Below are 26789 nucleotides of genomic sequence, written 5' to 3'. Positions count from 1 at the left end.
CCGCGACGGCACCTGCGCTGCGGTTTCGGGGGCACCTGCGCGAAATGACGTCGGGAACACGCCCCGGGAAACGGGCGCCTCGGCTCGCCGCTGGTCGGGCTCGCGCCCTGGGCATGCCCACTCGCGGCACCACCAACCCGAACCGGCTGCGGCGCATCGACCGCTGGATCGTCGGCACGCCGTGGGTGGCTCGCGCGCTGCGCGACGCCGCGGAACCGGTGGTCATCGACCTCGGCTACGGCGCGACCCCGGTGACCACGGTGGAACTGGCGGCGCGGCTGCGCCCGCTGCGGCCGGACGCGCGGGTGGTCGGGCTGGAGATCGACGCGGACCGGGTCGCGGCCGGGAAGCTCGTCGCCGATCCGCCCGCGCTGGAGTTCCGCCGCGGCGGGTTCGAGTTGGCCGGACTGGCCGCCGGGGTGCGCGATTTCGACGGACCCGCGCTGGTGCGGGCGTTGAACGTGCTGCGCCAGTACACCGAGCCGGAGGCGTGGCGGGCCTGGGATGAGCTGTGTTCCCGGCTGGCGCCGGACGGGCTGCTGGTGGAGGGGACCTGCGACGAGATCGGGCGGCGCTGCTGCTGGGTGACGTTGGACCGCAGCGGGCCGCGAACGCTGACGCTGGCCTGCCTGCCCGCCGACCTGCAACGGCCGTCGGATCTCGCCGAGCGACTGCCCAAGACCCTGATCCACCGCAACGCAGCGGGCGAGAAGGTGCACGCGCTGCTCGCCGAACTCGATGCCTGCTGGGCGAAAGCCGCGCCGATGGCGCCGTTCGGGCCGCGCGCCCGGTGGGCGCACACCGCGCAATTGTTCGCCGAGTTGGGCTGGCCGGTGCTGGATCGACGCCAGCGGTGGCGGCTGGGGGAACTCACCGTCGACTGGTCGGCGGTCGCACCGAAATTTCATTGATCTGATCACGGCCAGAACTCCTACGGTGGGGGCATGGAGAGTGACTTCCACCACCGCGCATTCCGCGCACAGGCTGCGGCGTTCCGCGGGGCCGTGGTCCAGGCCGGTCCCGACGCCAAGGTATTGACATGTCCCGAATGGGACGTCCGAAGGCTGGTGCAGCACCTGGCTCGGGTGTACGCCAGCGTGGCGCTCGCCCTGGAGCTGGAACCGGGCGCCGAACGGCCGCGACCGGAGCGCCCGCCCGCGGACTTCGACGATGCGCTGACCTGGTGGGACGACCGCCTGGCGAACCTGCTGCACAAACTGTCCACATCGGACCCGACACGTCCGGTGTGGTCGTTCTTCCCCGATGGCACGGCGGCGAGCTGGACCCGGCGGATGGCGCACGAGACGGCGATCCACCGCCTCGACGCCGAGCACGCGCTCGCCGGGCTCGGCCCGGACCACGTGCACGACCTGATCTTCGATCCGGAGCTGGCCGCCGACGGCATCGACGAGATGCTCACCGTGATCATGCCGGTGGCCGGCAAGTGGGCGGAGCAGGAGCTGGCGGGGAAGGTGCTCTACCACGCTCCGGACGCGGGTCGCGCGTGGTTGGTCGAGTACCAACCGGGCAAGCCGCCGGTGGCCGGGGCGCCGACCGATGCCGCGTTGGAGGTCGACGCGACGGTGGCCGGGACCGCCGACGCGGTGTACCGCCGGGTCTGGGGCCGCCCGAGCACCGCCCTGATCACCGGCAACACCGCCCTCGCCAACCTCGTCTCCGGTCGCTGACAGCAGTTCTGGCTGGCCCCACCTTGCGTGTGGGTGGGCGATTTCACGCGAAATCGCCCACCCACCAGGGCTGGTCGGCCGCGCCGAGGCGAGGGCGATGCGCTGCGCAGCCCTTGCTACCTGGGACAATGGTCGACTGTGAGTCCTTCGGAACGCCGCTTCGTCATCCGCCTGGGTTGCCCGGACCGCACCGGGATCGTCGCCCGCATCGGCACCTTCCTCGCCGAGCACGGCGGCTGGATCGTCGAGGCCGGTTACCACACCGACCCCAACACCGGATGGTTCTTCACCCGGCAGGAGGTCCGCGCCGATTCGCTGCCGTTCGGCATCGACGAGCTGCGGCGCCGGTTCGCCGCGGTCGCCGATGAGCTGGGCAGCCGCACCGACTGGCGGGTGTCGGACACCGGGCAGCGGCGGCGCGTGGTGATCCTGGTGTCGAAGGAGAGCCACTGCCTGCACGACCTGCTCGGCCGCATCGGGTCCGGGGAGCTCGACGTCGAACTGCGCGCGGTCATCGGCAACCACCCGAATCTCGGTCCGATCACCGAGGCGCACGGCATCCCGTTCCACCACGTGCCCTTCGGCACCGGCCCGGACGCGAAAGCCGCGGCGTTCCAGCAGGTCCGCGAGCTCGTCGAGAAGCAGGACCCGAACGCGATCGTGCTGGCCCGCTTCATGCAGGTACTGCCGCCCGAGCTGTGCGAGGCGTGGACCGGTCGGGCGCTGAACATCCACCACAGCTTCCTGCCGTCGTTCGCCGGGGCCCGCCCGTACCACCAGGCGTACGAGCGCGGCGTGAAGCTGATCGGCGCGACCTGCCACTACGTGACCGCGGAGCTGGATGCCGGGCCGATCGTCGAGCAGGACGTGATCCGCGTGGACCACACCGACGACGTCGCCGACATGGTCCGCAAGGGCCGGGACATCGAGAAGATCGTGCTGGCCCGCGGCCTGCGCGCGCACCTCGAAGACCGCGTCCTGGTGCACGGCCGCCGCACCGTCGTCTTCTGACCATCGCGAGCGGGGTGAAAAGCCCCGGGTGAACGGCACTTCCACCCGACCAGAGCTCCACTCACCGGACGCCAGCCGGGTGAATCCGCTGGAGCCCGCACCCGCGACTCAGCGGCCCAGGCCCTCCAGGACCTCGGCGCCGGGCAACCAGGCCAGGACCTCGCCCGGCGTGATGATCTTGCTGCGGCGCACCCCGCTGCCGACGACCACGGCTGGGGCCTCGGCCACCTCCGGGGCCAGCAGGATCGGCCAGTCTGCTGGCAGCCCGAACGGCGTGATCCCGCCGTATTCCATACCGCTGAGCCGCACCGCGTCGTCCATCGGCGCGAACGACGCCTTGCGCACGTCCAGCCGCCGCTTGACCACGCCGTTGACGTCGGCGCGGGTGGTGGCCAGCACCACGCACCCGGCGTAGCGCACCGCACCGCCCCGCTTGCCCGCGACCACCACGCAGTTCGCCGACAACTCCAGCGGCGAGCCGTACCGCTCGCAGAACGCGGCGGTGTCCGCCAGTTCCGGGTCGATCTCGGTGACCCCGATCCGCTCGTCGTCGAGTTCGCGAACCACCGCCGCAACGGGTTCGGCGAGCAGTTCGAGGCGCTCCAGCGCCGAGGTCACGTCCAAAGTTCCGGCCGCCACCGACCAATCAACACCCATGCCCTCGACAATACGAACCGGTTCGAACGCACCGAAAGCAGGTTCAGTTCAGGAAGTCCACCAGCAGCCGACGCAACTCCTGGCGGTGCGTGAGCATCGGCGCGGACGACGGCAGGATCTCCAACCTGGCGCGGGAAAACGCCACGGCCGTCGCCGTCGCCGCCTCGACCGGGTGCAGCGGGTCGTCGGTCGCGCCGACGACCAGCACGTCCGACCGGACCGCGGCGAGGGCCGTGGCATCCGGCACCGGGACCTGCTCCGGCAGTTCGCGGAGCGCATCCGCCAGCCGCAGCAACGCCTCGGCGCGGCGGTCGACGTAGTCGCCGACGTCGATGCCAGCCGGAACCTCCGCGGCCAGGACCTCCCGCACGGCCACACCGCCGTCACCAGCCGCGACGGCGGTGGCCAGCCGCTGGAAAGACTTCCTCGCAGCCGTCCCGCGAGACCGGTCCAACGCGGCGGGCAGCAGCAGTGCGAGCCGGTCGAACCGGTCCGGATGATCGGCGGCGATGCGGGTCAACGCGCCCGCGCCGAGCGAAACGCCGACCGCGCGCCGTGCCCCGACTTCATCGGCCACCGCGAGGACATCCGCCGCGACCGCGGCGTAGTTCCAGTAGTGCGGCGGCGCATCGGCGGCATCGCCGTGACCGGGCAATGTGAGGACGACACGAGTCCCGCGCAGCCCGGATGCCGGAATGCGGGCTTCGCCCTCGGTGGCGCCCAGCCCGGGCACGACCAGGGTTACCGGGGCGCCGCGACCGTGTGCCCGCCAGCGGACGTCCACTACCAGGACCGTCGCTGGATTTCCTTCAACCTGGGCCGGACGTCGACGATGTAGACCAGGGCGGCGACCAGCCCGGCGATCCAGATGATCCCGTACGGCCCCTGGTAGCTGACGATGAGCAGCAGCGCGGCAGCGCCGGTGATGCCCACCCAGGCCAGCTTGTTCAGCTTGTCCACAGCGGTGAAGGCGTCAGCTCGTTGCAACGCCGCATGCACGAACGCGAAGACACCGACCGGGATGCCTGCAAGCCAGATGACCGTCAGGATCCACTGGTACAACGCCATGTCGCCGGAAATTCCCACGCGCCCACCCTACGTGCTCGCAGCAGGCGAGGGCACCGGTCTGGCGTCAGTTCTCGTTGGGCTTGCTGGTCGAAGGCTTCTTCGAGTTGGTCTTCGGGGCGCTCGACTTGGCGGTCGTCTTGCGCGCCGCGGTCCGGGTTGCCGTGCTGGTCTTCGCGGCGGGCTCGGCTGCTGGCGCCTCGGCCTTGGCGGGCTCCTCAGCAGGCTTCTCGGCGGGCTTCTCGGCGGGCTTCTCCGCGGTCGTGAATGGGCGGCTGACCTTGCCGAGCACGTCGTCGGCCAAATCGCGGACCTCGTCGACGGTCTCCTCAACCTTGCCCTGCGCGGTGCCCACCTGGTCCCAGACCTTCTTGACCTGCGGCTGGGACTGCAACCGGTGCAGCGTCTCCTCGCCGCGCTCCGCCAGGTAGTCGTAGAGCTGCTTGGCCGACTCGCTGTAGGCATCGATGCGCTTGCGCAGCTCGGCCGGGTCGAACTTGTCGCGCAGTTCGCCCAGGTCGGCGGGCAGGTCGTGGCGCGCGGACTCGGCACGCTCACCCAGCTCGGTGCGGATCTTGCTGACCGCTTCCGCCAGCGTCTTGGCGGCGACGTCGCCAGCGCCGAGCGCGGCGAGCAGCGGGGTGCGGGCCTGCTCGACGGCCTCGCCCAGGGCGTGCGCGGCCTGCTCGCGCACCTTGGTCATGTCTTCGGTCTTCGGGAAAGCCGACATTGCGATTACTCCTCGGATTGCTCGGTGTCCCCGCCGGTCGCGGTGTCCTGCTCCCGCCGGAACGAGGCGTAGATGTCCAGAAGCACTTGTTTCTGCCGCTCGTTCAGCTCCGGGTCGGCGAGGATCGCGTCCACCACCGGCCCGCTCTCGCGGCGCTCCAAGATCCCGGCCTGCACGTAGAGCGCTTCGGCGGAGATCCGCAGACCTTTGGCGATCTGCTGCAGGATCTCCGCGCTCGGCTTGCGCAACCCGCGTTCGACCTGGCTCAGGTACGGGTTCGACACACCGGCGAGTTTCGCCAGCTGCCGCAACGAGATCTGGGCGTTGTTGCGTTGCGTCCGGATGTAGCCCCCGAGGTCGCTGACCGCTTGGTTCACGGCCTTGTTGACGGCTTTGTCCACACGCTCCATCGGGCGAGCACCTTTCCGGTCACCAACCACGATAGCCACGCGTGCTAGCTATTGCAAGCACCCTGCTTGCACTCGATCGGGGAAGAACACCGCGCGTCAGGTCGAAGCGCATCACTCCCGGCAGGCGCACATGCAGAAGGGGTGGCCGACCGGATCGGCGTACACCCGGAATCGCGCGTCCCGCTGGTCAGCGGGCTGCGGCAACGGGGTCGCGCCCGCCGCGAGCGCCCGTTCGTGCCCCTCGGCAAGGGTCGACACCCGGATGTCCAGGTGCATCATCTGCGGCACCTCGCGGCTGGGCCAGGTCGGCGGCCGGTAGCCCGAATCGCGCTGGAAGGCCAGCGGCGCGCCACCGGCAGGATCCACCAGCTCGACCCAGTCGTCGTCGGACTCGGCCTCATCCACCGCCCAGCCCAGCAGTCGCCCGTAGAACTCGGCCAGCGCCCGCGGGTCCGGGCAGTCGATCGCGAAAGCCGTCAGTCGCAGCGCAGTCATCGTCACTCCTCGCAATGGCTGGTTTCAGTGGCTGTCCTCGGACTCGTGTTCCGAGTTGCGCGAAGTTCGGTCGCCGCGAAGCAAGCACCCGGTGGTCAGTTGACGCAACCTCGCGGGGCCGGACCGGGGTCCAGCGCCGCACCCGGCCGCAGTTCCTCGGTCGCCCCGGCCCACCAGTTGGCGAACCGGTCGAGCCAGCCGGGCCGGAGCCGACCCCCTTCCCGCAGGGCCTGCTCGATCTCCGCCCTCTTGGCGGCGGCCGCGGTCAACTCGCGACCGGTCCGACCCGGTTCGAGCGGATCCATCTGGAACGGATTCATCACCAAGCCCCTTAACCCGCTAATCCGTTTTAATGGTTAGTAACCAGTATCAGAACTATGCAGGTTAGATCAGTTCGGCGCAACCCCCTATTGGCTTACGATGGTGTTCGTGAACAGCAGAGCTGTCGCTCCGGAGGTGGACCGCCCGTCGTCCCTGGAGGTGGTCGAACACGACTTCGACCACGACATCGAGCTAGTCCTGGCTTTCCTGAACACCTGCGACGCCGAGAAGGGCACCGAGATCCTGGCCGATCCCGGGCAGTGGCAGCAGTGGTGCATCGATCAGGACCTGGGCAAGGCACCCGGCGTTGATGCGGCGCGCGATATCCGCGACACCATGCGCACCTCGGTGTCCTACGGCGTCCGACCACCGGCGGCACTCGAAACGGCCTGGCCGGTGCAAGTCCGGTTGCACAACGGGATCCCGACGCTGACCGGGGTCGACGCGCTCGGCAGCGTGCTGGTCGCGGCGGCCCGCCTGGTGCACACCGGGCACTGGGATCGGATCAAGATCTGCCCGGCCGAAGACTGCCTGTGGGCGTTCTACGACCGCTCCCGCAACCGCTCCCGCACCTGGTGCTCGATGCGGGTGTGCGGGAACCGCGAGAAGGCCCGCTCCTGGCGCGAGCGCCACACCACCGCCTGAGCGAATCGCGCGCCGGGTCGGCGCACAGCGGACGTCAACGGCAGGCGCTCAGATGAACAGCTGGGTCACGGTGTAGATCAGCAGCCCGGCGAGGGCACCGACGACCGTGCCGTTGATGCGGATGAACTGCAAGTCGCGGCCGACCTGGAGCTCGATCTTGCGCGACGTCTCCTGGGCGTCCCAGCGCTCCACCGTGTCGGTGATCAGGGTGGTCAGCTCGTCGCGGTAGTTGGACACCACGTACACCGTGGCACCCTCCAGCCAACCGTCCACCTTGGACTGCAGTTCGGGTTCGTCGACCAACCGGCGCCCCAGCGAACGCAGCCCGTCGCGCACCCGCACCCGCAGTTCGCTGGACGGGTCCTCGGCGGCATCCAGCAGCATCTTCTTCGCGGTGCCCCACGCCGAGGAGACCAGGTTCTGCACCTCCGGGTGCTCCAGCACCTGCTGCTGGATCTGCTCGGCCTTGGCCATCGTCTTCGGATCGTGCTGCAGGTCGTGCGCGAACTCGACCAGGAACCGGTCGACGGCCTTGCGCATCTGGTGCTCCGGGTCGGTCTTGACCGCCCAGGCGAAGGACAGCACCTCGGCGTAGATCTTGTCCGCCACGATGGCGTCGAAGAACTTCGGCGACCACGACGGCGCGCGCTGGCTGACCACGCGCAGCACGGTGTCGTGGTTGTCCCGCACCCAGTCGTAGGCCCGGTCGCAGATCAGGTCGACCAGCTTGTGGTGCGAACCGTCGGCGAAGACCTGGCCGAGGATCCGGCCCAGCGGCGGTCCCCACGGCTGGGCGAGCACCTTGCGCACCACCGCCTGCTCCAGCACGGCCTGCACGTCCTCGTCCCGCAGCACCTGCACGGCCCCGCGGACCGCGGTGGCCAACTCCGAGGTGACGCGCTCGGCGTGGTCGGCGTCGTCGAGCCAGCCGCCGAGCCGACGGCTGATCGCCGCGCGGCGCAGCTTGTCCCGCACGACCTGCTCGGACAGGAAGTTGGAGCCGACGAAGTCGCCCAGGCTGCGGCCGATCACGTCCTTGCGGGTCGGGATGATCGCGGTGTGCGGGATCGGCAGCCCCAGCGGCCGCCGGAACAGCGCGGTGACCGCGAACCAGTCCGCCAACGCACCGACCATGCCCGCCTCGGCGGCGGCCCGCACATATCCCGCCCAGGCGGCGCCGTCGTTCTCCTGCCAGCGGGCCACCACGTAGATCAGGGTGGCCAGCAGCAGGAAACCGCCCGCCACCGCCTTCATCCGCCGCAGGCCACGGCGCTTGTCACTGTCGGAAACCGCTGTCGGCTGCACATCACGATTGTGGCAGCGTTCACCGAGTACCCGCGCCGATACCGGACCGAGCGGCTGCCGATCAACGCCCAGCACACCCGGCCGACGGTCCCGCCGGTCGGAGATCCCGGTCGAAGTGGTGTTCCACCAGGTGACCGCCAAGGCAAAACCAGCCCGCGATTTCGACTACGCTGCGCAGGCGTGCGTACTCCTGCTCTCACCAGCCGGTTGCAGCCGTTCACGTCCACGATCTTCGCCGAGATCACCGAGCTGGCCCGGCGGACCGGTGCGGTCAACCTCGGCCAGGGCTTCCCGGACACCGATGGCCCCGAGGGCATGCTCCGGGTCGCGCAGGAGGCGATCGCGGGCGGCGTGAACCAGTACCCGCCGGGCGCTGGCGAACCAGACCTGCGCGCCGCGATCTCCGAGCACCGCCGGGCGCGCTACGGCATCGAGCACCGCCCGGAGGACGAGGTGCTGGTCACCGTCGGCGCGACCGAGGCGCTGACCGCCGCGATGCTCGCCCTGGTCGAGCCCGGCGACGAGGTCGCGCTCATCGAGCCCTACTACGACTCCTACCCGGTCGCCGTCGCGATGGCTGGCGGGGTGCGCCGGACGGTCCCGCTGCGACAGGGCGCCGACCACCGCTTCGGGCTGGACCTGGCCGCGCTGCGCGCCGCCGTCGGCCCGCAGACCCGCGCCCTGGTGCTGAACTCGCCGCACAACCCGACCGGCACCGTGTTCACCGACGCCGAGCTGGCCGCGATCGCCGAGGTCTGCCGCGACAACGACGTGATCGCCATCACCGACGAGGTCTACGAGCACCTGATCTTCGACGGTCGTGAACACCACCCGCTGGCCACCCTGCCCGGCATGGCGGAGCGGACCCTGTCGATCTCCAGCATCGGCAAGAGCTTCAGCGCCACCGGCTGGAAGATCGGATGGGCTTGCGGTCCGGCCGAACTGGTCGCCGCCGTGCGCGCCGCCAAGCAGTTCATGACCTTCGTCGGCGGTGCGCCGTTCCAGCCCGCCGCCGCGCACGCGCTGCGCAACGAGCTCGACTGGGTCGAGCAGCTGTGCCGGAACCTCCAGCGCAAGCGGGACCGCCTCGCCGAGGGACTGGCCGAGGCCGGCTTCGGCGTGCTGGCCAGCGAGGGCACCTACTTCATCTGCACCGACGTCCGGCCGCTGGGCTTCGAAGATGGTGCCGAGCTGTGCCGCTCGCTGCCGGAGCGCATCGGGCTCGCCGCGATCCCGGTGCAGGTCTTCTGCGACAACCCCCACGACACCAAGCACCTGGTGCGCTTCGCCTTCTGCAAGCGCGACGAGGTCCTCGACGAAGCGATCCGCCGCCTGCACAAGCTCCGCTAGCGCAGCCGAGCAGGTCAGCACGGGCGTGCGGCCCGGTGGGCGCACGCCGCGCAGCTGCGATCGCCTTCGCGCCTCGCGTGGACGTCCCCATTCAGACGTTGCTCCTGGCCGCTTTCCGCGTGCGGCAGGTTCGCAGATCTCGTTGCGGGTTCCGCGCCGCCCGCAGGGCCGCGCGGGGCCTGCTACGGCAGTCAGGTGTCTCTCAGCCGGGTGTCTCTGCTCATCGATCACCCCCGTATCCGAGGCAGACGAATCCGGTCTCGCCGTGCTCCGCCTGCGCCGTGGCGAGTGCGGCCGCCGGGGGACAACCCTCGCGCAGCGCCCGGTGCAGCGACACCATCACGCTGGCCGTTCGCTCGTCCGGTACCGGCACCACGCTGGCGATCACCGTCGCGGTGCCGCGACCGAGCAGGGTGGCCGCCAGCCCGCTGACCTGATCGCCTCGGCTGACCACCGATCTGCCCACATCGCACGCCGACAGCACCACAGTGGTGGGGCCGCGGTGCAGCCGGTCCAGGTCGTACGCGTACAGCGGACCGTCGGCGAGATCCACGCAGGACAACAGCGGCTGGTCATCCCGGAACCAGCCGTGCGCGGCGATGTGCACCGTCGCAGCTCCATCCACTGTGGATAGCACTCGTTCCGTGGTGGCGTCCGCCCCGACCAGCAGTCGCCCGCCCGCGATCCCGTGCAGTCCCCGAACCTCCCGCTCGGCGTGTCGCAGACCGGGGCCCGCGACCCACACCGACGCACCGGCCCGGTCAGCGGCTCGGGCGTCCAGCGCACCCCGCAACCAGCACCGCAGCGACGGACTCGCGGTCACGCTGCGACCACGGCACGCGGGCAGTGCCGCCCACGGCAGCGCATGCAGGCGCCCGGTCGGGATCACCACCAGCGAGCGGCCCTGCTCCAATGCGGGAAGCACCGGAGCCAGCAACTGCGCTTGCAGTTCCTCGGCCGCGTGACGCGCGCCCATCTCGAAGGTGGGCGCCGCGCGCGGTGCGGTCCCCGTCGCCTGCCGCGCGAGCAGGTGCCGGAGCCGCGCCGCGTGGCTTTCCGCACTCACCTCCGGACCCAGCACGTGCAACCCGACATATCCATCCACAATGGACACCGCGAACAACCGGCCGTCATGGGTGAAGAGGCTGAGCAGCACCGAATCACCGAGTTCCGCGATGACCTCGTCGATCCCGCCCGGCGTGCGCAGGCCGCTGGTGCGGCCTTCCACCAGCACCGCGCGATGGCGGACCTGCTCTTCCAACTCCGCGATGGTGGTCAAGGTCTGCTTCGGATCGCGGCTGCGCTGCGCCGCCAGCACCGCGGTGCGAAGCCGCACCAACGCCGAATTCAGCCTCGGATCCGTTGGTGGCCGCAGCGCCCGGCGGTGCAGTGCACTGGCCCGCGACCGCTCGGTCCAGCGCAACACCAACCGCGGATCACCAGTGCGCAGCGCGGCACCCACTGCGGTATCGCCCAGTTCGCCCGCCAAACCGCAGGCATGCACCCGCAGCTCGAAGGCCGCCATGCCGACCGCTTGGCTGTCCACCGCCTGCAGACCACCCCGGCACGCGTCGAACAGCCGGTCCGGATCCGCGTCCTGGTCGGCCAACAAGGCATCGGCCAACCAGCCCAGGGCCCGGTGCTGCGGAGCCGCCGCAGCCGCGTCCCGCAGCGGCGTGCACAGCGCGAAGAACTTGCGGGACAAGGTGCGCATTCCGGCTTGCGCCGCACATCGTCCCGCAGTGAGCCGGAGTTCGGCCGCAGGTCCGATCCAGCCGAACTCCTCGCACGCCGCAGCGGCTCGCCGCGCCGCCGCGAGCGCGTAGCGGGAGCAGTGTCCACCGCGCAACCTCGCCTGCCACCCGGTGGCCGTCGCCAGCGCCGCCCAGGCAGGCCGGCGCTGGGCGCGGAACAACCGGCGAGCGCCGCTGGCGGCCTCTGCGGCGGCAGCCGGGTCGCCGTCGCGCAGCGCGCAGTCGGCCAGCGCGAGCCTGGTTTCGGCGAGCTGACCAGCCCGGCCGCAGGCCGCCAACCGGTTTGCCGCCTGCTGCATAGCGGCGCGGGCTTCATCGGCCAACCCGGCCGCCGCCAGCGCTTCCGCCCGGTCCACCAGCGCCTCCGGATTCGACTTGACGTCCAACCCGGCGGCCAGCGCCTCCTCGAACAACCGCAGCGCCAGCGGCAGGTCCCCGGCCCGGAACGCGACGCAACCCCGGTTGTGCCGACACGCCGCCGCCCGAGCCGCTCGGCCGTCCGAGGCGAAAACCCCTTCCGCAGCGGCCAAATCAGCCTCCGCGGCGACCAACCTGTTGGTGTACAGGTTCGCCAGCCCGCGCCCCAGCAGTGCGTTCGCCATCCAGCGGCGATCGTCGTCGGCCGACAGGCTCCGCAACGCCCGGGTCAACTCCGCCCGCGCTTCGCGGTGCTGGCCGGCCTGGCAGTGCAGCAGACCACGCAGGCAAACCTCCCGGGCCCGGTCGGCCGCAGGCAGGTGCGGCTCCGCAGCCACCAAGTGCGCCCAGCTGCCACTGGTCGCGCCGCGTTCCAGCTCGATCCACGCGAGCGTGAGCCGCAGCTGCGCGGCCCGCTGCGGCTGCCCAGCCCGGTGCGCGGCGGCCAACCCGAGCCGGGCGTGCCGGTGCGCCTGCTTGACCCGACCCCGCTCCACGGCGGCCAGCGCCGCGATGTGCCGGGCCAGCACCCGCAACTCGACGTCGCCAGTGCCCGCGAGCAGCTCCTCCGCCTTGCGCATGGCGGATTCCGGGGCCGCGCTGACGTTGTCCCGCCACCACAGCGCGGCCTCGATCGCATCTGGCGGCGCCACCGCCGTCCCGGCGCTCAACAGACCAGCCAATCCGCGACGGCGGGCGCCGACCGAACCGGCCGGAACACCACGCTCAGCGGACCGCGCGGCACATCGGCCACCCGGAACGCACCGTGCTCGTCCAACGAACCCGAGCACTCCCCACCCGGATGGCGGAGCACGACCTCACCGACGGGTGGCGCCTGCCCGGCCCGGTTCAGCACCATTCCAGACGCCCGGTACTGGCCGCCCACGGTCGGGATCAGATCCATCTCCAGCACCCGGCCCGGCATCGCGAACGTCAGCACCCGCGGCTCCGGCCGTCCGGACGCGCGCACGCTGGCCATCGACTCCGCCGAATCGCCGACCAGCTTCAGCACCTCCGAATCGCGGTCCGCCGATCGCTGCCGCACGGCCGCGTACGCGCCCGTCAGGGCATGCTCGGGAATCGGATCGCAGGACTGGAAAAGTTCCCGCAACCGTCGCAGTTCCGCTGGCATCCTCTGGTTCATCCCGCCACCTCCTCCGGCACCTCGGCGGCGAGCATGCGTCGCCGCAATTCCGCCAAACAGCGGCTCTTCTTCGGACCGATCGTGCCCCTTGGCACTCCCAAGGCCTGGCTGACCTGGGAATAACTCGCCTCCGGCGCGACGGCGAGCACTCGCAGCAACTGCTGGCAGCGCTGCGGCAACTGGGCGAACGACTGCGCCAGACGCGAACTCGTCATCGCGCGCAGCACCTTGTGCTCCGGGTTCTCGGCGTGATCCGGCGGCCCGAAGTCACCGGTGTCCAAACCGACCGGCGATTCCCGTTGCCGCGCCCGGCGCAACCGCATCGACTCCCGGCGCGCGGTGGTCACCAACCATCCGGACAGCGACTCCGGCTCTCGCAGCCGTCCCAGGTTCTCCGCCAGCAACAACCAAGTCGCCTGGTAGATGTCCTCGGCATCAGCGGTGTTCGTGGTGAACGCGCGCGACACTCCCCACACCACCGACGCATTGCGGTCCACCAGCTCCCGCCACGCCTGCTGATCGCCGGACGCCGCGCGGCGCAGCAGCACCGCGCTGGCCTCGGCCTCCCCGACCTCGTGCACGATCACGCACCTCCCCGTTCCGATCTTTTTTCGTCCCGCGTAATAAGAGGAACGAGGGGTGCTCACAGATTCACTTCGCGCCGATTACCGCTCGAACGGGTAACGCCGACTCACAAGATCGCGTGCTTCCCGCGGACCCCGCCCCGACCGCAACGCATTCGCAGCGGCGGCGGCCACCTGCGGCGCGGCGAAAGACGTTCCGCTCCAACGCGCACAACCGAAACTGCGCCCGCCGTCCGCCCCCATCCGGACGAAGCTGCTGGTCACGTCCACCCCCGGCGCGGCGGCATCGACCCACGGCCCGGAATTGGAGAACCCGGCCAGGCCGCCGTCGCTCCCGGTCGCCGCCACCGCGACCACCGACGGCACCGCAGCGGGCCAGAACGGCCTGCTCAACGCGTGGTTCCCGGCTGCGGCGACGACCACGGCGTCCGGCCAGTTGCGCAGTTCATCCCACAGGATCGGCGGACATTCGTCGTCGGCGGTGTGGCATCCGGCCGACAGGACGACGACATCGATGCGTTCGCCGCGCGCCTCGGCGGCACGCCGCGCCGAACGCAATCCCGCCGCGACGGTGTAGTCGTCGGTGAACCCGAGCGACGAAAGCACCCGCTGCGGGCGGATCACCGCGCCCGGCGCGTGTTGCAGCACCACACCGCAGACGAACGTGCCGTGGCCAGCCTGGCGGTCCTGACCGGCATCGTCGTCAGCGTCCAGCACCTCGGGCAGGGCCTCGAACCACGGCCGGTCCCGGAACCAGGGATGCCGATCGCAACCGGTGTCCAGCACCGCCACCACGACCGGCGGATCCCAGTGCTGCGCGGGTGGTTCCGGAACTACCCGTGCGGCCTGCGGATCCGCTCCGGTGCCGAACATCACCGGTGTGCCGAACATGACCGGACAACCGAAATGCACGTGGTTTGCGGCGACACCGGTGGTTTCGCGCGCGAGATCGACGCACCGGTCCCGCTCCGCGCCGCGCAACCGCAACCTGGCCAACAGCAGGTCATCGTCGTGCTGCACGTCGTCGACCCACCGGCGGTACCGGTCCAGGACCGGCTCCAGGACGCTCGCCGACGCGATGAGCTCGCCGCGCCGGACCAGGCATTCGCTTCGCCCGCCCGGGTCGTGCAGCAGTAGATCGTGCCCGTAGGAAGCCCAGATCTGCTGGAGTTCGCCGATGCTGAGCCGGATTTCAGGTTCCTGATCCACACCGGACACTGTGCCGGGCAACCGGTCCGTCCACAGCGGACACGCCGCCACCGGCCACCGCCTCACCCGTCCGACGAGCTCCGGCATCTTTCCTCGTCGCCCGATTGCGTGGAGAATGCGGGACCGACCGCCGTGCCCATCGCGGTCGATGGCCCGAAACCGCCACCGCAGGTGGTTGAATGCCACAGACGGCGCCGACCATCCCGGCGCAACCCGAGGCTGATGCCGCGCCCGACGGCGCGGACCCGACCGACGACAGGCGGTGGTGACCGTGACGGGAATCTGCGCACTGCGCGGACCCCGGTCGCGGCTCGGCGCGCTCGCGGCTCGGGTCGCTTTCGTCGGCGGCCTGTGCGTCGGTGGATGGCTCGGCGGGACGGCGATCGCCGCCGCCACCGAGCTTCCCGAGATCGACCAACCGCAGATCGAGGTCGAGCAGCTGGTCCTCGACCCGGCCCCGGCACCCGAAGTCGATCAGCCCGATCCGGCGCAGATCGAGGTCCCGACGCCGATCGACGAAACCGATCAGGCCGCGGCCATCGTCGACGAGCCCGAGAGCACCCCGCCGGTGCCATCGACGACGCCACCACCAGCCCGGCAACGCGCCGTCGAGCCACTCGGCTTCGGCCGCGCCGCCCCGCTGCCGAAGCCGCCCGCGGTCCCCAAGGCGAACATCCGAACCATCCCGCAGCCGCGCGCCCCGGACGCGCCAGCGCCTTCGCAAGCCGCCCCGCTGAACAGTTCGAACCCGGCACCGCAGGATCCTTCGCCGCCGGCCACATCGCTGTCCGCCGCGACGGCCACCGGGCTCAACGGACTGCGCGGCCTGCTGGTGATCCTGCCGAGCAGCCCGAACCTGTCCGATCGGGCGGCAGTCGGCGCCGCCAATCCGGAAACCTTGCCGACGACCGGCATCCTGGCCTTCGAACCATCGGCGTCGCCCGACTGACGCTGCGCCGAACCGCTCCAGCGGTAACCCTGGTGACGACATCCGCACCCACCAGCTCCGACCCGGCCGTCTGCGCCCGGCCGGCTCGGAATCGGGGCGCCACCAGCCTGTTCAAGGCGACATCGGTGACCTGCCGGAACGCCAAGGACTGGGCTCCCCGGAGCCCCGGTGCCGCAATGCCCCGCGGCACCGGGGCGGCGCCTTGGTCGAATCGTCCGTCGGCACGACGAGGGGCCGTGCCGACGGACGGTCGACCGCTCAGGCGATCGGTGCGGTGAGGAGACTGGGACCAGGGGCTTCATGCACCGCTGCCGCGGCCGCAGCAAGGCGGCGGATCGCTTCCACCAACTGGTCGCCCGGCAGCGTGTAGGGCAGTCGCACCCAGCGTTCCAGCGACCCGTGCACCGAGAAGCGCGCGCCCGGCGCCACCCGGACGCCGTGCTGCTCGGCGGCCACCGCGAGTCGGCTGCTCACCGGTGCCCCGATGTCGCACCACAGCGACAGGCCGCCATCCGGGACGCGGAAGCTCCAGTGCGGCAGGTGCTCGCGCAGGGCCGCGACGAGGCAGGCGCGACGCTCGATCGTCTCGGCCCGCCGACGCGCCAGCACCTGGTCGGCCACGCAGAGCAGCTCCGCCAGCACGAGCTGGTCCAGGATCGGGCTGCCCAGGTCCAACGCGGCGCGGCCGACCACCGCGCGCTGCACGAACTCCTCCGACGCGCGGATCCAGCCCAACCGCAGACCACCCCAGAACGACTTGCTGGCCGACCCGACGAGGATCGCCCGGTCGGTGAACACGGCCATCGGTGGCGGCGGCTCGTCGTCGGTGAGGTCGATGTCGACGAGCGTCTCGTCGATGACCGCCGTGGTGCAGGTGCGCGCCAGGGCTCTCCCCAGCCGAGCCCGACCGTCGGCATCCAGCCGGACGCCGGTCGGGTTGTGAAAATCGGGGATGAGGTAGGCCAGCCGCGGCGACGTCTGACGCAGGTTCGCGGTGAGCAGTTCCAGATCCCAACCGCCGTCGACCATCGGCACCGCCACCGGGGTCGTGTTGAGCCCGCGGATCGCCTCGATCGCGTTCGGGTACGTGGGGTGCTCGACGAGAACTCGCTCACCCGGCGACACCAGCATCCGCAGCACGAGGGCGAAGCCGTGCTGCGCACCGTTGGTGACGAGGATCTGCTCCGGTCCGGTCGGCAGGCCCCGCTTCGTGTAGCGCTCGGCGATGCGCTCGCGCAGCACCCGCAGTCCGTGCGGCTGGTAGCCGTGGCCGGACAGCTGCTCGGGGAACCGCAATCGCGCCCGATCCGTCGCCGCGCACAGCTCCGGTGGGCCGTTGGGCGTGGCGTGGGCGAGGTTCAGCATCTCGGTGTCCTCGGTCGGGAACCAACCGCCGTGCGCGTCGTTGCCGCGCTCGCCGTCCGGCAGCTTCACCCACGACCCGGCGCCGCGCCGACTGGCCACGAAGCCCTCCGCTCTGAGCCCTTCCAGCATCCGGGCGACCAGGGTTCGGCTGACCCCGAGAGCATCGGCGAGTTCTCGTTCGGCGGGCAGCCGGGTTCCTGGGGGCAGTCGACCGTCCAACACCAGCTGCCGAACCGCGGCGGACAGCGACCGGGAGGACGGTCGTGCCGCGCCGTTCCAGGAGCCGAGCAGCTCGACGAGCTTCCGAGCGTGGACGTGTGCCGACGGAGTGAGCACCATGAATCCAATTTAGCGAAATTGGTACTCGACTTGAAGTCCAATCCAGGCCTAGAAATGCTTCATGGCGTCGATCTCAGCACTCGTGGACCTCTCACCGCTCTCGATCCGAACCCGCCCGCTGCCCAGACTCGGACAACTCCTCGGCGGCCTCGTGCTCTACGGCGCCAGCATGGGCTTCATGGTGCGCGCCCAACTGGGCCTCGACCCGTGGGACGTCCTGCACCAGGGGTTGGCGCAACGACTGGGCTGGAGCTTCGGGACGATCACCGCGCTGACCGGTGTCGCGGTCCTGCTGGCCTGGCTGCCGCTTCGACAGCGCCCCGGCATCGGCACGGTCGCCAACGTGGTCGTCATCGCCGTCGCGGTGGACGCCACGCTGGCGCTGACTCCGCCGGTCGATGCACTGCTGGGACAGATCTCTCTGATGATCGCCGCCATCGTGCTCAACGGGATCGCCACCGCCGTGTACGTCGGTGCGCGGCTGGGACCAGGACCGAGGGACGGCCTGATGACCGGCCTGCACGCCCGTACCGGCTGGTCGGTGCGGGTGGTCCGCACCGTGATCGAACTCTGCGTGCTCACCACCGGTTGGCTGCTCGGTGGCACGGTCGGCGTCGGCACCGTGCTCTACGCACTCGCCATCGGACCACTGACCCAGTTCTTCTTGCGGTTCGCAACTGTCCGCGAGAAAAAAGATCTCTGCCCCTAGAGACATCTTGGATACCACGCAGTAGCATGGGGGCCGTCCACCTGACCCCCAGGGGTGGACCTTGGCGCCCCCGCACTCCCGGTAACCCCCAGGCCGGTTGAGCGCGGGGGCGTCCCTATGCCAGCGGCAAGGGAGCCGCCACCTGTGGTGCGGCGCCGAGCGAGGCTCAGATCGGTGGGCGGAGTCCGATCAGATGGCCTTTGCCCTCGCACTGCGGGCAGGTTCGCCATTCGGCCATCGTCATGCCGGTCTGCAGGTCCTCCGTCGCCAGCACGACGTAGAGCCGGGGTTCGCTGAGCTTTCGAAGCCCACCACAGGTGACGCACAGCGCGTTGGGGCCACCAACCAGGTCGGGCTCGTCGTTGTCCGACATGCCTCGATCCTGCCATGTCCCAGCCAGCCACCGCTCGCGTGTGATTGTTCCGGTCAGAACCGGATCCTCAGCCACGAGCCAAACCCGCCAAGCCCCGACCGATCCTGGGACGAGGTGGTTCAACTGCCAACGCTCTTGCGGAAGACGATGATGGCTGCCGCGAGCAGCAGCACTCCGCAGGCTGCTTGCTCGACGATCATCCAGAGCGGCAGTGGCAGCAAGAAAAGCACGCCGACGACGGCGATGCGGATGACCACACCGATGCGGAGCCGGAGCAGCGCCCGCGGATTGCCGTTGGCGGCACGGCTGGCGAAGACGAACGCCAGGATCGCGGCCGCGGCGATGATGATGCCGCGAATCTACCCCTCCGGGTCCACGAGGCTCGGCACGACGATCGACAAGCCGATGATCACGCAACCGCGCGCACCTGACCGGGGCTCTCCGATAGAACGTCCCGACCGGCTCAACATCTACTTCCAGGAAGCCAACTACAACCAAAACTGAGACCAAAAAGGTCCCCACCGAATTCGGTGGAGACCTTTTCGCAGCTCTTGAGCGGTGGCCAGGGGCGGGGTCGAACCGCCGACCTTCCGCTTTGCAGGTCTACGACCGCGTGTTCGACGGAGTTGATCCTCGCCGTATGCGCTGGTCAGGCGGCCCTCCTCAGATGCCGGTGAACGGCATTGAACGATGACGAACGAGACCCAAAATGAGACCCTCAGCGCTTCCGCACGGCGCCCTCAGAGACGAGCTGAGTCAGTGTTAGATGAGCGCGGCCGGATCGGTTGCTCACCTCGAAACGGGTCAGTGCCCACCACTCGCCGGTTAAGGTCTGTTGCCAGCCGAGCACCTCGCCGGGCACGGTGCGGCTGGTCAGCCCTGCAACCCGCACCCGGAGCGGAACATCACGGCTGGTAAACACCCAGGGGAGATAGACCCTTACCGGCAACGGTTCCGGCAACACGCGCCAGGTCTTCCACCAGCCGTCAGCGTCCTGATCCACCACGCGTCCGATCCCCACGAAGTCAGGTGCGGGCCGCGCCAGGGGCGCATCGGCACGTAGATCAAGATCAGCTCATTCAGGCTGCGACGCGTTCGGCGAGCGGGCGGCGCCGCAAGGCGATGTCGGTCAGCGATCGCGGGATCGAATTGTGCCGGTCGGAGTGAGGCACGGCCGGTTGACAGTTCGATGGGCTGGTCCTTGCGGTGCTTGCCGGTGAGGAACCCGAAGGCGAGTGGACATCAACAAGTAGGCCACGGCCCTACACAGTTGATCTGACGCTCCCAACTTCATGGCATCGGACTAAAGCCTCTATGGGCGGGTTTGGGGTGTCACGAGGCTGAGCTGAGGGCGCAGACAGGACACGGCGTGGTGCACGACCCGCGCCCGGCGGAGATTCTCGCGCCCTCGACAACAAGAGAGGGCGTCATGACTTCCCACGAGGTGCCACACGGGCAGTTGCGCACCCGGTGGCTGGGCTTGGTGATTTTCGCCGGGATCATGATGATCGCAATCGGCGTCACTCAGATCGTCTTTGGTATCGCCGCGCTCGCGCGGTCGGGCATGTACATGACGCCGACCGGCACCGTCGTGGCATTTGATTTCCGGAGCGTCGGCTGGAGCTACCTGCTGCTGGGGATCCTCGTCGCCGCAGCGGGTTTCGGGGTGATGTCGGGCCGGACGTGGGCGCGCGTCGTGGGGATCCTCCTCGCGGGGCTGAGCGTGCTGGCCAACCTCGCGTTCTTCACCGCCTACCCCGTCTGGTCAGCACTGGTCATCGTGCTCGACGTGGTCGTGATCTACGCCCTGGCCGCGCACGGGCGGGAAGCGCGGCCCATTCCGAGGTAGCCGAGGTAGCAGCGTCGCGGAGCGCACAGGCGCGCCGTTCCTGCGACGCTCGCGGAACGGGCCGAGGGGAACCGAGCCGTGAACCTTCAAGTTGTGCCGTTGGCCATCACGATGATGGCCGGTCCGCAGATCATGTCGGCGATTCTGTTCGTCACCACCTCCAGGGCAGTGCGAGTCTCGGTGGCGTTCCTCCTCGGCGTCCTCGTGGCCACGACGGCGGGCGTCATCGCCACGCGGGGCGTAGCGGCGTTGCTCGGCACCGCCGTTGCGGTCGACGGCGAATCCGGCGGCGCGAGAACGCTCAGCACCGTCATTCAGGTCGCACTGATCATCATTCTGCTGCTTTTGGCGTTGAAGAACTATCGGGGACGAGCCGCCGCCGAGCCGCCGAAGTGGCTCGGAACACTGACGAGGGCCTCACCAGCCACCGCTGCAAAGACCGGGTTGCTGGTCATCCTGGCGATGCCGTCGGACATCGTGATCATGCTGACCGTCGGCATGAACCTCGAATACCACAACGCCGACATCACCGCAGCGATTCCGTTCATCGCCGCGACCGTGCTGATCGCGGCCCTGCCGCTGCTGGGCTACCTGCTGTTCCACAAACGCGCCGTCTCAGCCATGCCCGCGATGCGCGACTGGATGAACTCCCACAGCTGGCTGATCAACATCATCGTCTGCCTCGTCTTCGTCGCGATCATCGCCCGCGGATGAGCCCGCACCACAATGAAGAGTCGGTCATGAGCATCAATCAGACACCTGAGGTCACGGAGAGCACGTGGAGGTCGGGCCCGCCACGGGAGCCTGCGCCTCGCTTGTCCTTGTTCGACCACGCCCGCATCGCGGGCGTGTACCTGCTGGTCGGCGCGCTGGCCGCGCTGGCGTACACCGCCCGCGAGATGCTCTTGTTGATCTTCCTCGGGTTCTTTATCGCGCTCGGGGTGGAACCGCTGGTGGCCTGGCTGCACCGGCACCGGTGGCGGCGTGGCCTGGCCGTCGCCGCGATCATCCTCGCGGTTCTGCTCATTGTGGGAGGGCTCGCGCTGCTCGCGGTCGTTCCCGCGGTGCGGCAGCTCAACGAGTTCGCGGTCCAGGTGCCGCAACTGCTTTCCCGGCTTGGCGCGCAGTTCGGCACCGGTACCCCGGTGCAGGGCCAGCTCGCTGACCCGAGCGTGCACGACCAGGTGAAAACCGCCGCCACCACCCTCGCGCGGGTGGCAGGCAGCGCCCTGGCCGCCGGTTTCGCCGCCGCCGGTGCCTTCTTCGGCAGCGTGCTCGCCGCCTGCACCGTCGGCGCGCTGATGGTGTATTTCTCCCTGGCCATGCCCCGGATTCAAGCCGCAGCCCACCGCGCCGCCGGACGCGCCGACCGCGCGAAGGCCATCCGGACAGCGATGGGACGTGTAGGCGGCTACGTCACCGGACAGGCCCTGGTGTGCACGTGTGCCGGAGTCGCGTCCTACCTGTTCTTCCTCATTGCGGGCGTGCCCTATCCCGCGCTGCTCGCCCTCGTCGTCGCCTTGCTCGACGCCGTCCCCCAGGTCGGCGCGACCCTGGCATCATTGGCCGGAATCCTCGTGGCGCTCAGCCAGAGCATCACGCTCGGCGTGATCACACTGATCTTCTTCATCATTTACCAGCAGGTTGAGAACTACCTGATCGCTCCCAGGGTCTTCGCCAAAGCCGTCGAACTCAGCCCCCTCGGCGCGTTCCTCGCGATCCTGCTCGGCACTGCCCTGGCAGGCGTCCTCGGCGCGGTCATCGCCCTGCCCATCGCCGCCGCCCTGAAAGTCCTGCTCCGTCAGGCACAGGCCGAACGGCGCGAACACCCGCACGCGGAAGGAACTGGAACCGCCTCCCCAACATGAACCTAGGGAGCCGCTAGGGGCTGAAGCCCCCACGCCAGGGCAGCTCAGCCGCTGCGCCGGGCGCCGGTTGCCAACAAAAGGCCAATAATCTCAACAACCTAACCCGCCGCATTCATGACGTTTCGGCGTAATGGGTGTCGATCAAGGGGAAAGGTGCTCTGAGCTGCAAGGATATGGCTTGCTGAGGGCCGTATCGCAGCGAGTTCAGGAGCACCTTTCTGGTGAGGAACACTACCGGGTTCTTGGCACGGGTCCAGTCCGTGATCAGGCTGGACCAAGATCGGGAAAGCGCCATGCTCAGATACTCCACTTGTAGTGTCTCTGAGCACCGTGCTAAACGACGAAACCCCCGACCGGTAGCGTTTCCGCAGGTCAGGGGTGGCGGTGGCCAGGGGCGGGGTCGAACCGCCGACCTTCCGCTTTTCAGGCGGACGCTCGTACCAACTGAGCTACCTGGCCGATAGCGTCCGGCGTGCCTGCCGTTCGCCTTGGCGACCCAGACGGGACTCGAACCCGCGACCTCCGCCGTGACAGGGCGGCGCGCTAACCAACTGCGCCACTGGGCCATGCTCGATCTTCAGTTGTCGTACCCCCAACGGGATTCGAACCCGCGCTACCGCCTTGAAAGGGCGGCGTCCTAGGCCGCTAGACGATGGGGGCTTGGCCGATTCGAAACCGACCCGGCCTTGCCTCCAACCGGCTTTCCCTTTTCAGAGCGCCCCGTTGGCAGTGATGAAAGCTTACGACACACCCTCACGGCCCCCAAAGCCGGGGTCGAAAAGCGTGCCACACCGCTGGGCATCGCCCGTCTAAGCGCATGCTCAGCGCCCATGCTAACCGGTTGACCTGCCGATTCACAGATCTTGGCCAACACCGTTCGAGGCTCGTCGGCACGGTGACGAGGCCAGCCGAGGCGCGTACGAGCCGCGAAGTGCGGCAGAAGATGACAATGTGATCCGCGACTCAAGATCGTCCGATCGGAGTCGGCTGCCACTCGTCCCGGGCGAGCCCGCTGAGTACCACGCGCCAGACCTCGGCGAAGCGCTCGGCCAGCCCGATCGGCTCCGCGCCGACGCGGTGCGCACCCACCAGGGCCGCGAAGACCACCCGCGACGCCTCAGCCGGGTCGACGCCGGCGCGCAGCTGGCCTTCCGCGGCTGACTTGTGCATCAGTTCGTCGAGCACTTCGTCCCAGCCGTCTCCGGTCGCCGTGCCGATCCGGCGGCAGGCCAGCAGCAGCCCGGCCCGCAGGACGACGTCGCGCTCCAGCTTGCGGGCGGCCTCGCCGGTCAGCCCGATCACCGTCGACAGCGGGTCGAGACCTCGGCCCAGCCATCGTTGCCGCATCTCGGCGAGGCTTTGCAGGTACTGCCGGACCAGCGCCTCGGCCACCGCTTCCTTGGCCGTGAAGTGGAAGTAGAAGGCGCCCTTGGTGATGCCGCTGCGCCGCAGGATCGCACTCAGCGTGGTGGCTTCGTAGCCGATCAGGTCGAACTCCTCCGCCGCGGCGGCCAGGATGGCGCGGCGGGTGAGTTTGGCCCGATGTTGCTGGGGCATGGTGCGACTCCGGCACGTGGCAGTCTTCCGTGATCCGCCCGCCCGAGCGACGCGGTCCACGAACGGATGATCAACTATGCCACCGGAAGTTACCGCGAATCCGGCCACCGTGCCCAGCGGGCTCACCTCGGTGCGAAGCTTCCGCCGCCGCTGGGCAGCGCGCGGCGGGCAACGCACCCGGTCAGCGGGTTACCGGCGGCTGACCGTCCTCGTCAGGCGCCAATCCCAACATGTCCAGCAGGAGTTTGCAGTCCTCGGCGTTCTCCGCGCTGCGGGCGACCGCCATCCTGGCCCGGTGCACCTGCTCCGACGAGATCCGCGATGGCTCACCAGCGCGCGGGATGGGTACCGCAGCGGACTGCCGCGGGTTCCCGTCTTCCTGTTGCCACAAGAACTTTCGTACGTCCAGCGACCCGTACATGACGCCTCCCCGGCCTCAGGTTTCGCCGCAGGCTATCCACAGGTTGTCAACACCCGCAGCCCCCCAGAGAGTGATTTGCCGTCGACTCAGAGTAATCAGCTGGGGTACCTCGATCCACTTCGGATATTGCCCTCGTCACACCCGCCACTCGACCCCCCGATGCGATCGTCCACACTGGACGCTTGGCGTGGTTGTGGGATACCCGCATCAAGTCCTGACCAAAACCTGCCAGAAGGGAACTCGCATGATCAGTCAGACGTTCACCGTCAGTGGTATGACCTGCGGCCACTGTGCAAAATCGGTCACCGAGGAGCTTTCCGACCTTCCGGGCGTCAACGACGTGCAGGTCGCGGTGGAAAGCGGTCAGGTGTCGGTGACCAGCGACCAGGAGCTCAGCCGGGACGCCGTGAGCACGGCCATCACCGAGGCCGGGTACACCATCACCGCCTGGGCCAGCGACAACTCGGCCGCATAGCACTCCCGGCCAGCGAGCGAGACCGCCGACCGGTCCCGCCGCGAAACTGCCGGACGCACGAATCGTGCGGCGAAACCTCCCCAAAGGGGGCTACCGCATGCCACAATCGGGGCGCTGACACACCCCCGGTCAGCACCTGTGGAGATCCCCTCCGGCCCCCGCGTTCCTCCCCCTGGCGCGGGGGTCCTCCGCTGTTCAGGGGATTTTTTTCGCCCGGTTGGTCACTCAGCGCAACCACAGTTGTCGGATCCCCAGCTGGGACGACGCCCGTATCGCTACTGGCAGTGATAGAGCTCACAGCCACTCGCGGGTCGCAACCCAACCGTTATCGTGTGCGCGTGGCTCTAGGACGAACCAAGACCGGCCGACAGCAAAAGCCCGCAGAGGAGGCTGAACCGGATCCCGAGTTCGAGTCGTACCTGGCTGCGCTGGCCCCGGAGGAAGACCTCGAATCCACCGGAGCCGGACGCCGCTTCGGAAATTCCCAGGTCTACCAGCTGCGACTGCCGCTGATGGCCAACGAGCGCCTCCGGGAGCTCGCGGCCAAGCAGGGCACGTCGCCAGCGGCGCTGGCCCGCGACTGGGTGTTGCTGCACCTCTCGGAGGAGGATTCGGCGCCGAGCGGCGGCCAACCGCCGGTGTGGCCCGACCAGGACGCGCAGCAGGCGTCTCGGCCGACTCGGGAACGCGGCGCGCACGCCGGGGTCTCCGACGTCGAGCAGACCGACGAGATCACCGTGCCGCAGAACCGATTCCGACGCTGACCCCGAGATCCCGACAAAACCCCCGACCGATGACCGCCAGTCGGCGTCAGGCCCTGAAGCCCGGCGCCGACTTCGCGCATCCAGCTCTCGGTCTTCCTGGGCGAAATTGCCCAGTCCGCTACGCAAAACTAGTTCAAAGGGACGCTCTCAAGCCCAGTTCGCGGGCGATGAGCATGCGTTGCACCTCGCTGGTGCCTTCGCCGATCTCCAGGATCTTGGCGTCCCGGTAGAAGCGGCCGACCGGGGTCTCGTTCATGAACCCGTAGCCGCCGAAGATCTGCGTGGCTTCGCGGGCGTTGTCCATCGCCGCGTTCGACGAGGCGAGCTTGGCGATCGCGGCCTGCTTCTTGTACGGCTCGCCGCGCAGCATCCGCGACGCCGCGTCGTAGTAGGCCAGCCGCGCGGTGTGCGCCCGCAGCTCCATGTCGGCGAGCTTGAACTGAATCGCCTGGTATTCGCCGATCCGGCGGCCGAAGGCCTCGCGTTCCTCGACGTAGCGCAGGCACTCGTCCACGCAGCCCTGGGCCAGCCCGACGCCGATCGAGGCGATCGCCACCCGTCCTTCGGTGAGCGTGGCGAGGAACTGCGCGTAGCCCCGGCCGCGCTCGCCGAGCAGGTTCGCGGCGGGTACCCGGCAATCGTCGAAGGCCAGCTCGTGGGTGTCGGAGGCGTTCCAGCCGACCTTCGAGTACTTCTTCGCGACGGTGAAGCCCGGTGTGCCGGAGGGCACGATGATCGTGGAGATCTCCTTGCCGCCGTCGGACTTCTGGCCGGTGACGGCGGTGACCGTGACGAAACCGGTGAGGTCGGTCCCGGAGTTGGTGATGAACGCCTTCGAACCGTTGATCACCCACTGTCCCCCACTCTCGGCTCCGCTCGCGTGGGAGGTACCCCCCTCGTCGAGCACCGCCGTGGTGCGGGTGGCGCCCGCGTCGGAGCCGCCGCCGGGCTCGGTCAGGCCGAACGCGCCGAGGATCTCGCCGGCGGCCAGCCGGGGCAGCCAGGTGCGGCGCTGCTCGTCGGTGCCGTACCGGAACAGCGGCATGACGCCCAGCGAGACACCGGCTTCCAGGGTGATGGCGACCGAGGAGTCGACCCGCGCGAGCTCCTCCAGGGCCAGGCACAGCGCGAAGTAGTCGCCGCCCATTCCGCCGTGCTCCTCCGGGACCGGTAGCCCGAACAGGCCCATCCGGCCCATCGCCTGCACCAGCGGGTACGGGAATTCGGCGCGTTCGTAGTAGTCGCCGATGACCGGGGCGACTTCTTTGCGGGCGAAGGTCTGCACGCTCTCGCGCAGGGCTTCGTGCTCTTCGCTGAGCCGGTGATCCACCATCG

31 protein-coding genes and 3 tRNA genes are annotated in these 26789 nt (G+C 69.5%); 13 read left to right on the top strand and 21 right to left on the bottom strand.

Annotated elements, in window-relative coordinates; genetic code table 11:
- The first annotated feature begins 44 nt into the window (after positions 1-44).
- The 3 genes from ACTWQN_RS04630 to purU all read left to right on the top strand — a co-directional run bounded on the left by ACTWQN_RS04630 (position 45) and on the right by purU (position 2699).
- Entirely contained in the window at positions 45-911 is an 867-nt protein-coding gene (locus ACTWQN_RS04630; protein WP_443202068.1) for a class I SAM-dependent methyltransferase, read from the top strand.
- A gap of 33 nt (positions 912-944) precedes the next feature.
- Positions 945-1688 (top strand): maleylpyruvate isomerase family mycothiol-dependent enzyme, encoded by a 744-nt coding sequence (locus ACTWQN_RS04625; RefSeq protein WP_443202067.1) that lies wholly within the window; start codon positions 945-947, stop codon positions 1686-1688.
- Positions 1689-1826: 138 nt separating this feature from the next.
- A complete protein-coding gene (gene purU, locus ACTWQN_RS04620; RefSeq protein WP_443202066.1) occupies positions 1827-2699 on the top strand; it encodes a formyltetrahydrofolate deformylase in 873 nt (290 codons plus the stop codon).
- A gap of 108 nt (positions 2700-2807) precedes the next feature.
- On the opposite strand, the gene ACTWQN_RS04615 is transcribed toward purU, so the two are convergent.
- The 7 genes from ACTWQN_RS04615 to ACTWQN_RS04585 all read right to left on the bottom strand — a co-directional run bounded on the left by ACTWQN_RS04615 (position 2808) and on the right by ACTWQN_RS04585 (position 6376).
- On the bottom strand, positions 2808-3356 hold the full coding sequence (locus ACTWQN_RS04615) for a YbaK/EbsC family protein (protein ID WP_443202065.1): 549 nt from the start codon (positions 3354-3356) through the stop codon (positions 2808-2810).
- Positions 3357-3399: 43 nt separating this feature from the next.
- Positions 3400-4140 carry an alpha/beta fold hydrolase gene (locus ACTWQN_RS04610; RefSeq protein WP_443202064.1) on the bottom strand — a complete coding sequence of 247 codons (741 nt, stop codon included), beginning with the start codon at positions 4138-4140 and terminating at the stop codon, positions 3400-3402.
- Positions 4140-4424, bottom strand: coding sequence for a DUF2516 family protein (locus ACTWQN_RS04605; RefSeq protein WP_443202489.1), 285 nt, complete (start codon positions 4422-4424; stop codon positions 4140-4142). The genes ACTWQN_RS04610 and ACTWQN_RS04605 overlap by 1 nt, the downstream gene beginning before the upstream one ends.
- A gap of 64 nt (positions 4425-4488) precedes the next feature.
- The gene (locus tag ACTWQN_RS04600) at positions 4489-5151 is read right to left on the bottom strand and encodes a hypothetical protein (protein WP_443202063.1); all 663 of its coding nucleotides are present in this window, start codon (positions 5149-5151) and stop codon (positions 4489-4491) included.
- Positions 5152-5156: 5 nt separating this feature from the next.
- The gene (locus ACTWQN_RS04595) at positions 5157-5561 is read right to left on the bottom strand and encodes a helix-turn-helix domain-containing protein (RefSeq protein WP_443202062.1); all 405 of its coding nucleotides are present in this window, start codon (positions 5559-5561) and stop codon (positions 5157-5159) included.
- 111 nt (positions 5562-5672) lie between these two features.
- Positions 5673-6056, bottom strand: a complete 384-nt coding sequence (locus tag ACTWQN_RS04590; RefSeq protein WP_443202061.1) for a VOC family protein — start codon at positions 6054-6056, stop codon at positions 5673-5675.
- A gap of 95 nt (positions 6057-6151) precedes the next feature.
- The gene (locus ACTWQN_RS04585; protein WP_443202060.1) at positions 6152-6376 is read right to left on the bottom strand and encodes a hypothetical protein; all 225 of its coding nucleotides are present in this window, start codon (positions 6374-6376) and stop codon (positions 6152-6154) included.
- Positions 6377-6476: 100 nt separating this feature from the next.
- On the opposite strand from ACTWQN_RS04585, the gene ACTWQN_RS04580 reads away from it, so the two are divergent.
- Positions 6477-7022 carry a CGNR zinc finger domain-containing protein gene (locus tag ACTWQN_RS04580; protein WP_443202059.1) on the top strand — a complete coding sequence of 182 codons (546 nt, stop codon included), beginning with the start codon at positions 6477-6479 and terminating at the stop codon, positions 7020-7022.
- A 48-nt stretch (positions 7023-7070) separates the two neighbouring features.
- Here the strand turns inward: ACTWQN_RS04580 and ACTWQN_RS04575 are convergent, their stop codons facing one another.
- Positions 7071-8276: a DUF445 domain-containing protein gene (locus ACTWQN_RS04575; protein ID WP_443202488.1), complete on the bottom strand. Its 1206-nt coding sequence runs from the start codon at positions 8274-8276 to the stop codon at positions 7071-7073.
- Positions 8277-8507: 231 nt separating this feature from the next.
- On the opposite strand from ACTWQN_RS04575, the gene ACTWQN_RS04570 reads away from it, so the two are divergent.
- Entirely contained in the window at positions 8508-9677 is a 1170-nt protein-coding gene (locus ACTWQN_RS04570) for a pyridoxal phosphate-dependent aminotransferase (RefSeq protein WP_443202058.1), read from the top strand.
- Between the two features lie 220 nt (positions 9678-9897).
- Here the strand turns inward: ACTWQN_RS04570 and ACTWQN_RS04565 are convergent, their stop codons facing one another.
- From ACTWQN_RS04565 to ACTWQN_RS04550, 4 genes are all read right to left on the bottom strand, one after another.
- Positions 9898-12519, bottom strand: a complete 2622-nt coding sequence (locus tag ACTWQN_RS04565; protein ID WP_443202057.1) for a CHAT domain-containing protein — start codon at positions 12517-12519, stop codon at positions 9898-9900.
- Positions 12516-12992 carry a hypothetical protein gene (locus tag ACTWQN_RS04560; protein WP_443202056.1) on the bottom strand — a complete coding sequence of 159 codons (477 nt, stop codon included), beginning with the start codon at positions 12990-12992 and terminating at the stop codon, positions 12516-12518. The genes ACTWQN_RS04565 and ACTWQN_RS04560 overlap by 4 nt, the downstream gene beginning before the upstream one ends.
- A complete protein-coding gene (locus ACTWQN_RS04555; protein WP_443202055.1) occupies positions 12989-13579 on the bottom strand; it encodes an RNA polymerase sigma factor in 591 nt (196 codons plus the stop codon). Before ACTWQN_RS04555 ends, ACTWQN_RS04560 begins: the two co-directional genes overlap by 4 nt.
- Positions 13580-13657: 78 nt before the next feature.
- The gene (locus ACTWQN_RS04550; RefSeq protein WP_443202054.1) at positions 13658-14785 is read right to left on the bottom strand and encodes a S8 family peptidase; all 1128 of its coding nucleotides are present in this window, start codon (positions 14783-14785) and stop codon (positions 13658-13660) included.
- 271 nt (positions 14786-15056) lie between these two features.
- Here ACTWQN_RS04550 and ACTWQN_RS04545 point away from each other — a divergent pair, with 271 nt between their 5' ends.
- A complete protein-coding gene (locus tag ACTWQN_RS04545) occupies positions 15057-15734 on the top strand; it encodes a hypothetical protein (protein WP_443202053.1) in 678 nt (225 codons plus the stop codon).
- Positions 15735-15992: 258 nt separating this feature from the next.
- On the opposite strand, the gene yczR is transcribed toward ACTWQN_RS04545, so the two are convergent.
- Positions 15993-17438, bottom strand: coding sequence for a MocR-like transcription factor YczR (gene yczR / locus ACTWQN_RS04540; protein WP_443202052.1), 1446 nt, complete (start codon positions 17436-17438; stop codon positions 15993-15995).
- Between the two features lie 61 nt (positions 17439-17499).
- On the opposite strand from yczR, the gene yczE reads away from it, so the two are divergent.
- Positions 17500-18147 carry a membrane protein YczE gene (gene yczE / locus ACTWQN_RS04535; protein ID WP_443202051.1) on the top strand — a complete coding sequence of 216 codons (648 nt, stop codon included), beginning with the start codon at positions 17500-17502 and terminating at the stop codon, positions 18145-18147.
- 166 nt (positions 18148-18313) lie between these two features.
- Here yczE and ACTWQN_RS04530 read toward each other — a convergent pair whose 3' ends face one another.
- A complete protein-coding gene (locus ACTWQN_RS04530) occupies positions 18314-18520 on the bottom strand; it encodes a hypothetical protein (protein ID WP_443202050.1) in 207 nt (68 codons plus the stop codon).
- Between the two features lie 147 nt (positions 18521-18667).
- On the opposite strand from ACTWQN_RS04530, the gene ACTWQN_RS04525 reads away from it, so the two are divergent.
- Entirely contained in the window at positions 18668-19024 is a 357-nt protein-coding gene (locus tag ACTWQN_RS04525; RefSeq protein WP_443202049.1) for a hypothetical protein, read from the top strand.
- A gap of 214 nt (positions 19025-19238) precedes the next feature.
- On the opposite strand, the gene ACTWQN_RS04520 is transcribed toward ACTWQN_RS04525, so the two are convergent.
- Positions 19239-19526, bottom strand: a complete 288-nt coding sequence (locus ACTWQN_RS04520) for a hypothetical protein (RefSeq protein ID WP_443202048.1) — start codon at positions 19524-19526, stop codon at positions 19239-19241.
- Between the two features lie 363 nt (positions 19527-19889).
- Between ACTWQN_RS04520 and ACTWQN_RS04515 the strand changes: the two genes are divergently transcribed.
- The 3 genes from ACTWQN_RS04515 (at position 19890) to ACTWQN_RS04505 (ending at position 22237) form a co-directional block, all read left to right on the top strand.
- Entirely contained in the window at positions 19890-20369 is a 480-nt protein-coding gene (locus ACTWQN_RS04515) for a DUF7144 family membrane protein (protein ID WP_443202047.1), read from the top strand.
- A 93-nt stretch (positions 20370-20462) separates the two neighbouring features.
- The gene (locus ACTWQN_RS04510; protein ID WP_443202487.1) at positions 20463-21083 is read left to right on the top strand and encodes a GAP family protein; all 621 of its coding nucleotides are present in this window, start codon (positions 20463-20465) and stop codon (positions 21081-21083) included.
- Positions 21084-21217: 134 nt separating this feature from the next.
- Positions 21218-22237 (top strand): AI-2E family transporter, encoded by a 1020-nt coding sequence (locus ACTWQN_RS04505; RefSeq protein ID WP_443202046.1) that lies wholly within the window; start codon positions 21218-21220, stop codon positions 22235-22237.
- A gap of 385 nt (positions 22238-22622) precedes the next feature.
- On the opposite strand, the gene ACTWQN_RS04500 is transcribed toward ACTWQN_RS04505, so the two are convergent.
- The 5 genes from ACTWQN_RS04500 to ACTWQN_RS04480 all read right to left on the bottom strand — a co-directional run bounded on the left by ACTWQN_RS04500 (position 22623) and on the right by ACTWQN_RS04480 (position 24215).
- A tRNA-Phe gene (locus ACTWQN_RS04500) sits at positions 22623-22696 on the bottom strand.
- Between the two features lie 30 nt (positions 22697-22726).
- Positions 22727-22803: transfer RNA gene (locus ACTWQN_RS04495), tRNA-Asp, on the bottom strand.
- Between the two features lie 21 nt (positions 22804-22824).
- Positions 22825-22897 (bottom strand) — tRNA-Glu (locus ACTWQN_RS04490).
- 303 nt (positions 22898-23200) lie between these two features.
- A complete protein-coding gene (locus ACTWQN_RS04485; protein ID WP_443202045.1) occupies positions 23201-23794 on the bottom strand; it encodes a ScbR family autoregulator-binding transcription factor in 594 nt (197 codons plus the stop codon).
- Positions 23795-23975: 181 nt separating this feature from the next.
- On the bottom strand, positions 23976-24215 hold the full coding sequence (locus ACTWQN_RS04480) for a hypothetical protein (RefSeq protein ID WP_443202044.1): 240 nt from the start codon (positions 24213-24215) through the stop codon (positions 23976-23978).
- Between the two features lie 244 nt (positions 24216-24459).
- On the opposite strand from ACTWQN_RS04480, the gene ACTWQN_RS04475 reads away from it, so the two are divergent.
- Positions 24460-24690, top strand: a complete 231-nt coding sequence (locus ACTWQN_RS04475; protein ID WP_443202043.1) for a heavy-metal-associated domain-containing protein — start codon at positions 24460-24462, stop codon at positions 24688-24690.
- 338 nt (positions 24691-25028) lie between these two features.
- Positions 25029-25454 (top strand): hypothetical protein, encoded by a 426-nt coding sequence (locus tag ACTWQN_RS04470; RefSeq protein WP_443202042.1) that lies wholly within the window; start codon positions 25029-25031, stop codon positions 25452-25454.
- Positions 25455-25587: 133 nt separating this feature from the next.
- Here ACTWQN_RS04470 and ACTWQN_RS04465 read toward each other — a convergent pair whose 3' ends face one another.
- The gene (locus ACTWQN_RS04465; protein ID WP_443202041.1) at positions 25588-26787 is read right to left on the bottom strand and encodes an acyl-CoA dehydrogenase family protein; all 1200 of its coding nucleotides are present in this window, start codon (positions 26785-26787) and stop codon (positions 25588-25590) included.
- Positions 26788-26789: the final 2 nt, after the last annotated feature.

Source organism: Saccharopolyspora antiqui, assembly GCF_052246905.1.
GTDB lineage: Bacteria > Actinomycetota > Actinomycetes > Mycobacteriales > Pseudonocardiaceae > Saccharopolyspora.
The sequence above is the reverse complement of the archived record's forward strand: the minus strand, read 5'-3'. Positions and strand labels throughout refer to the sequence as shown.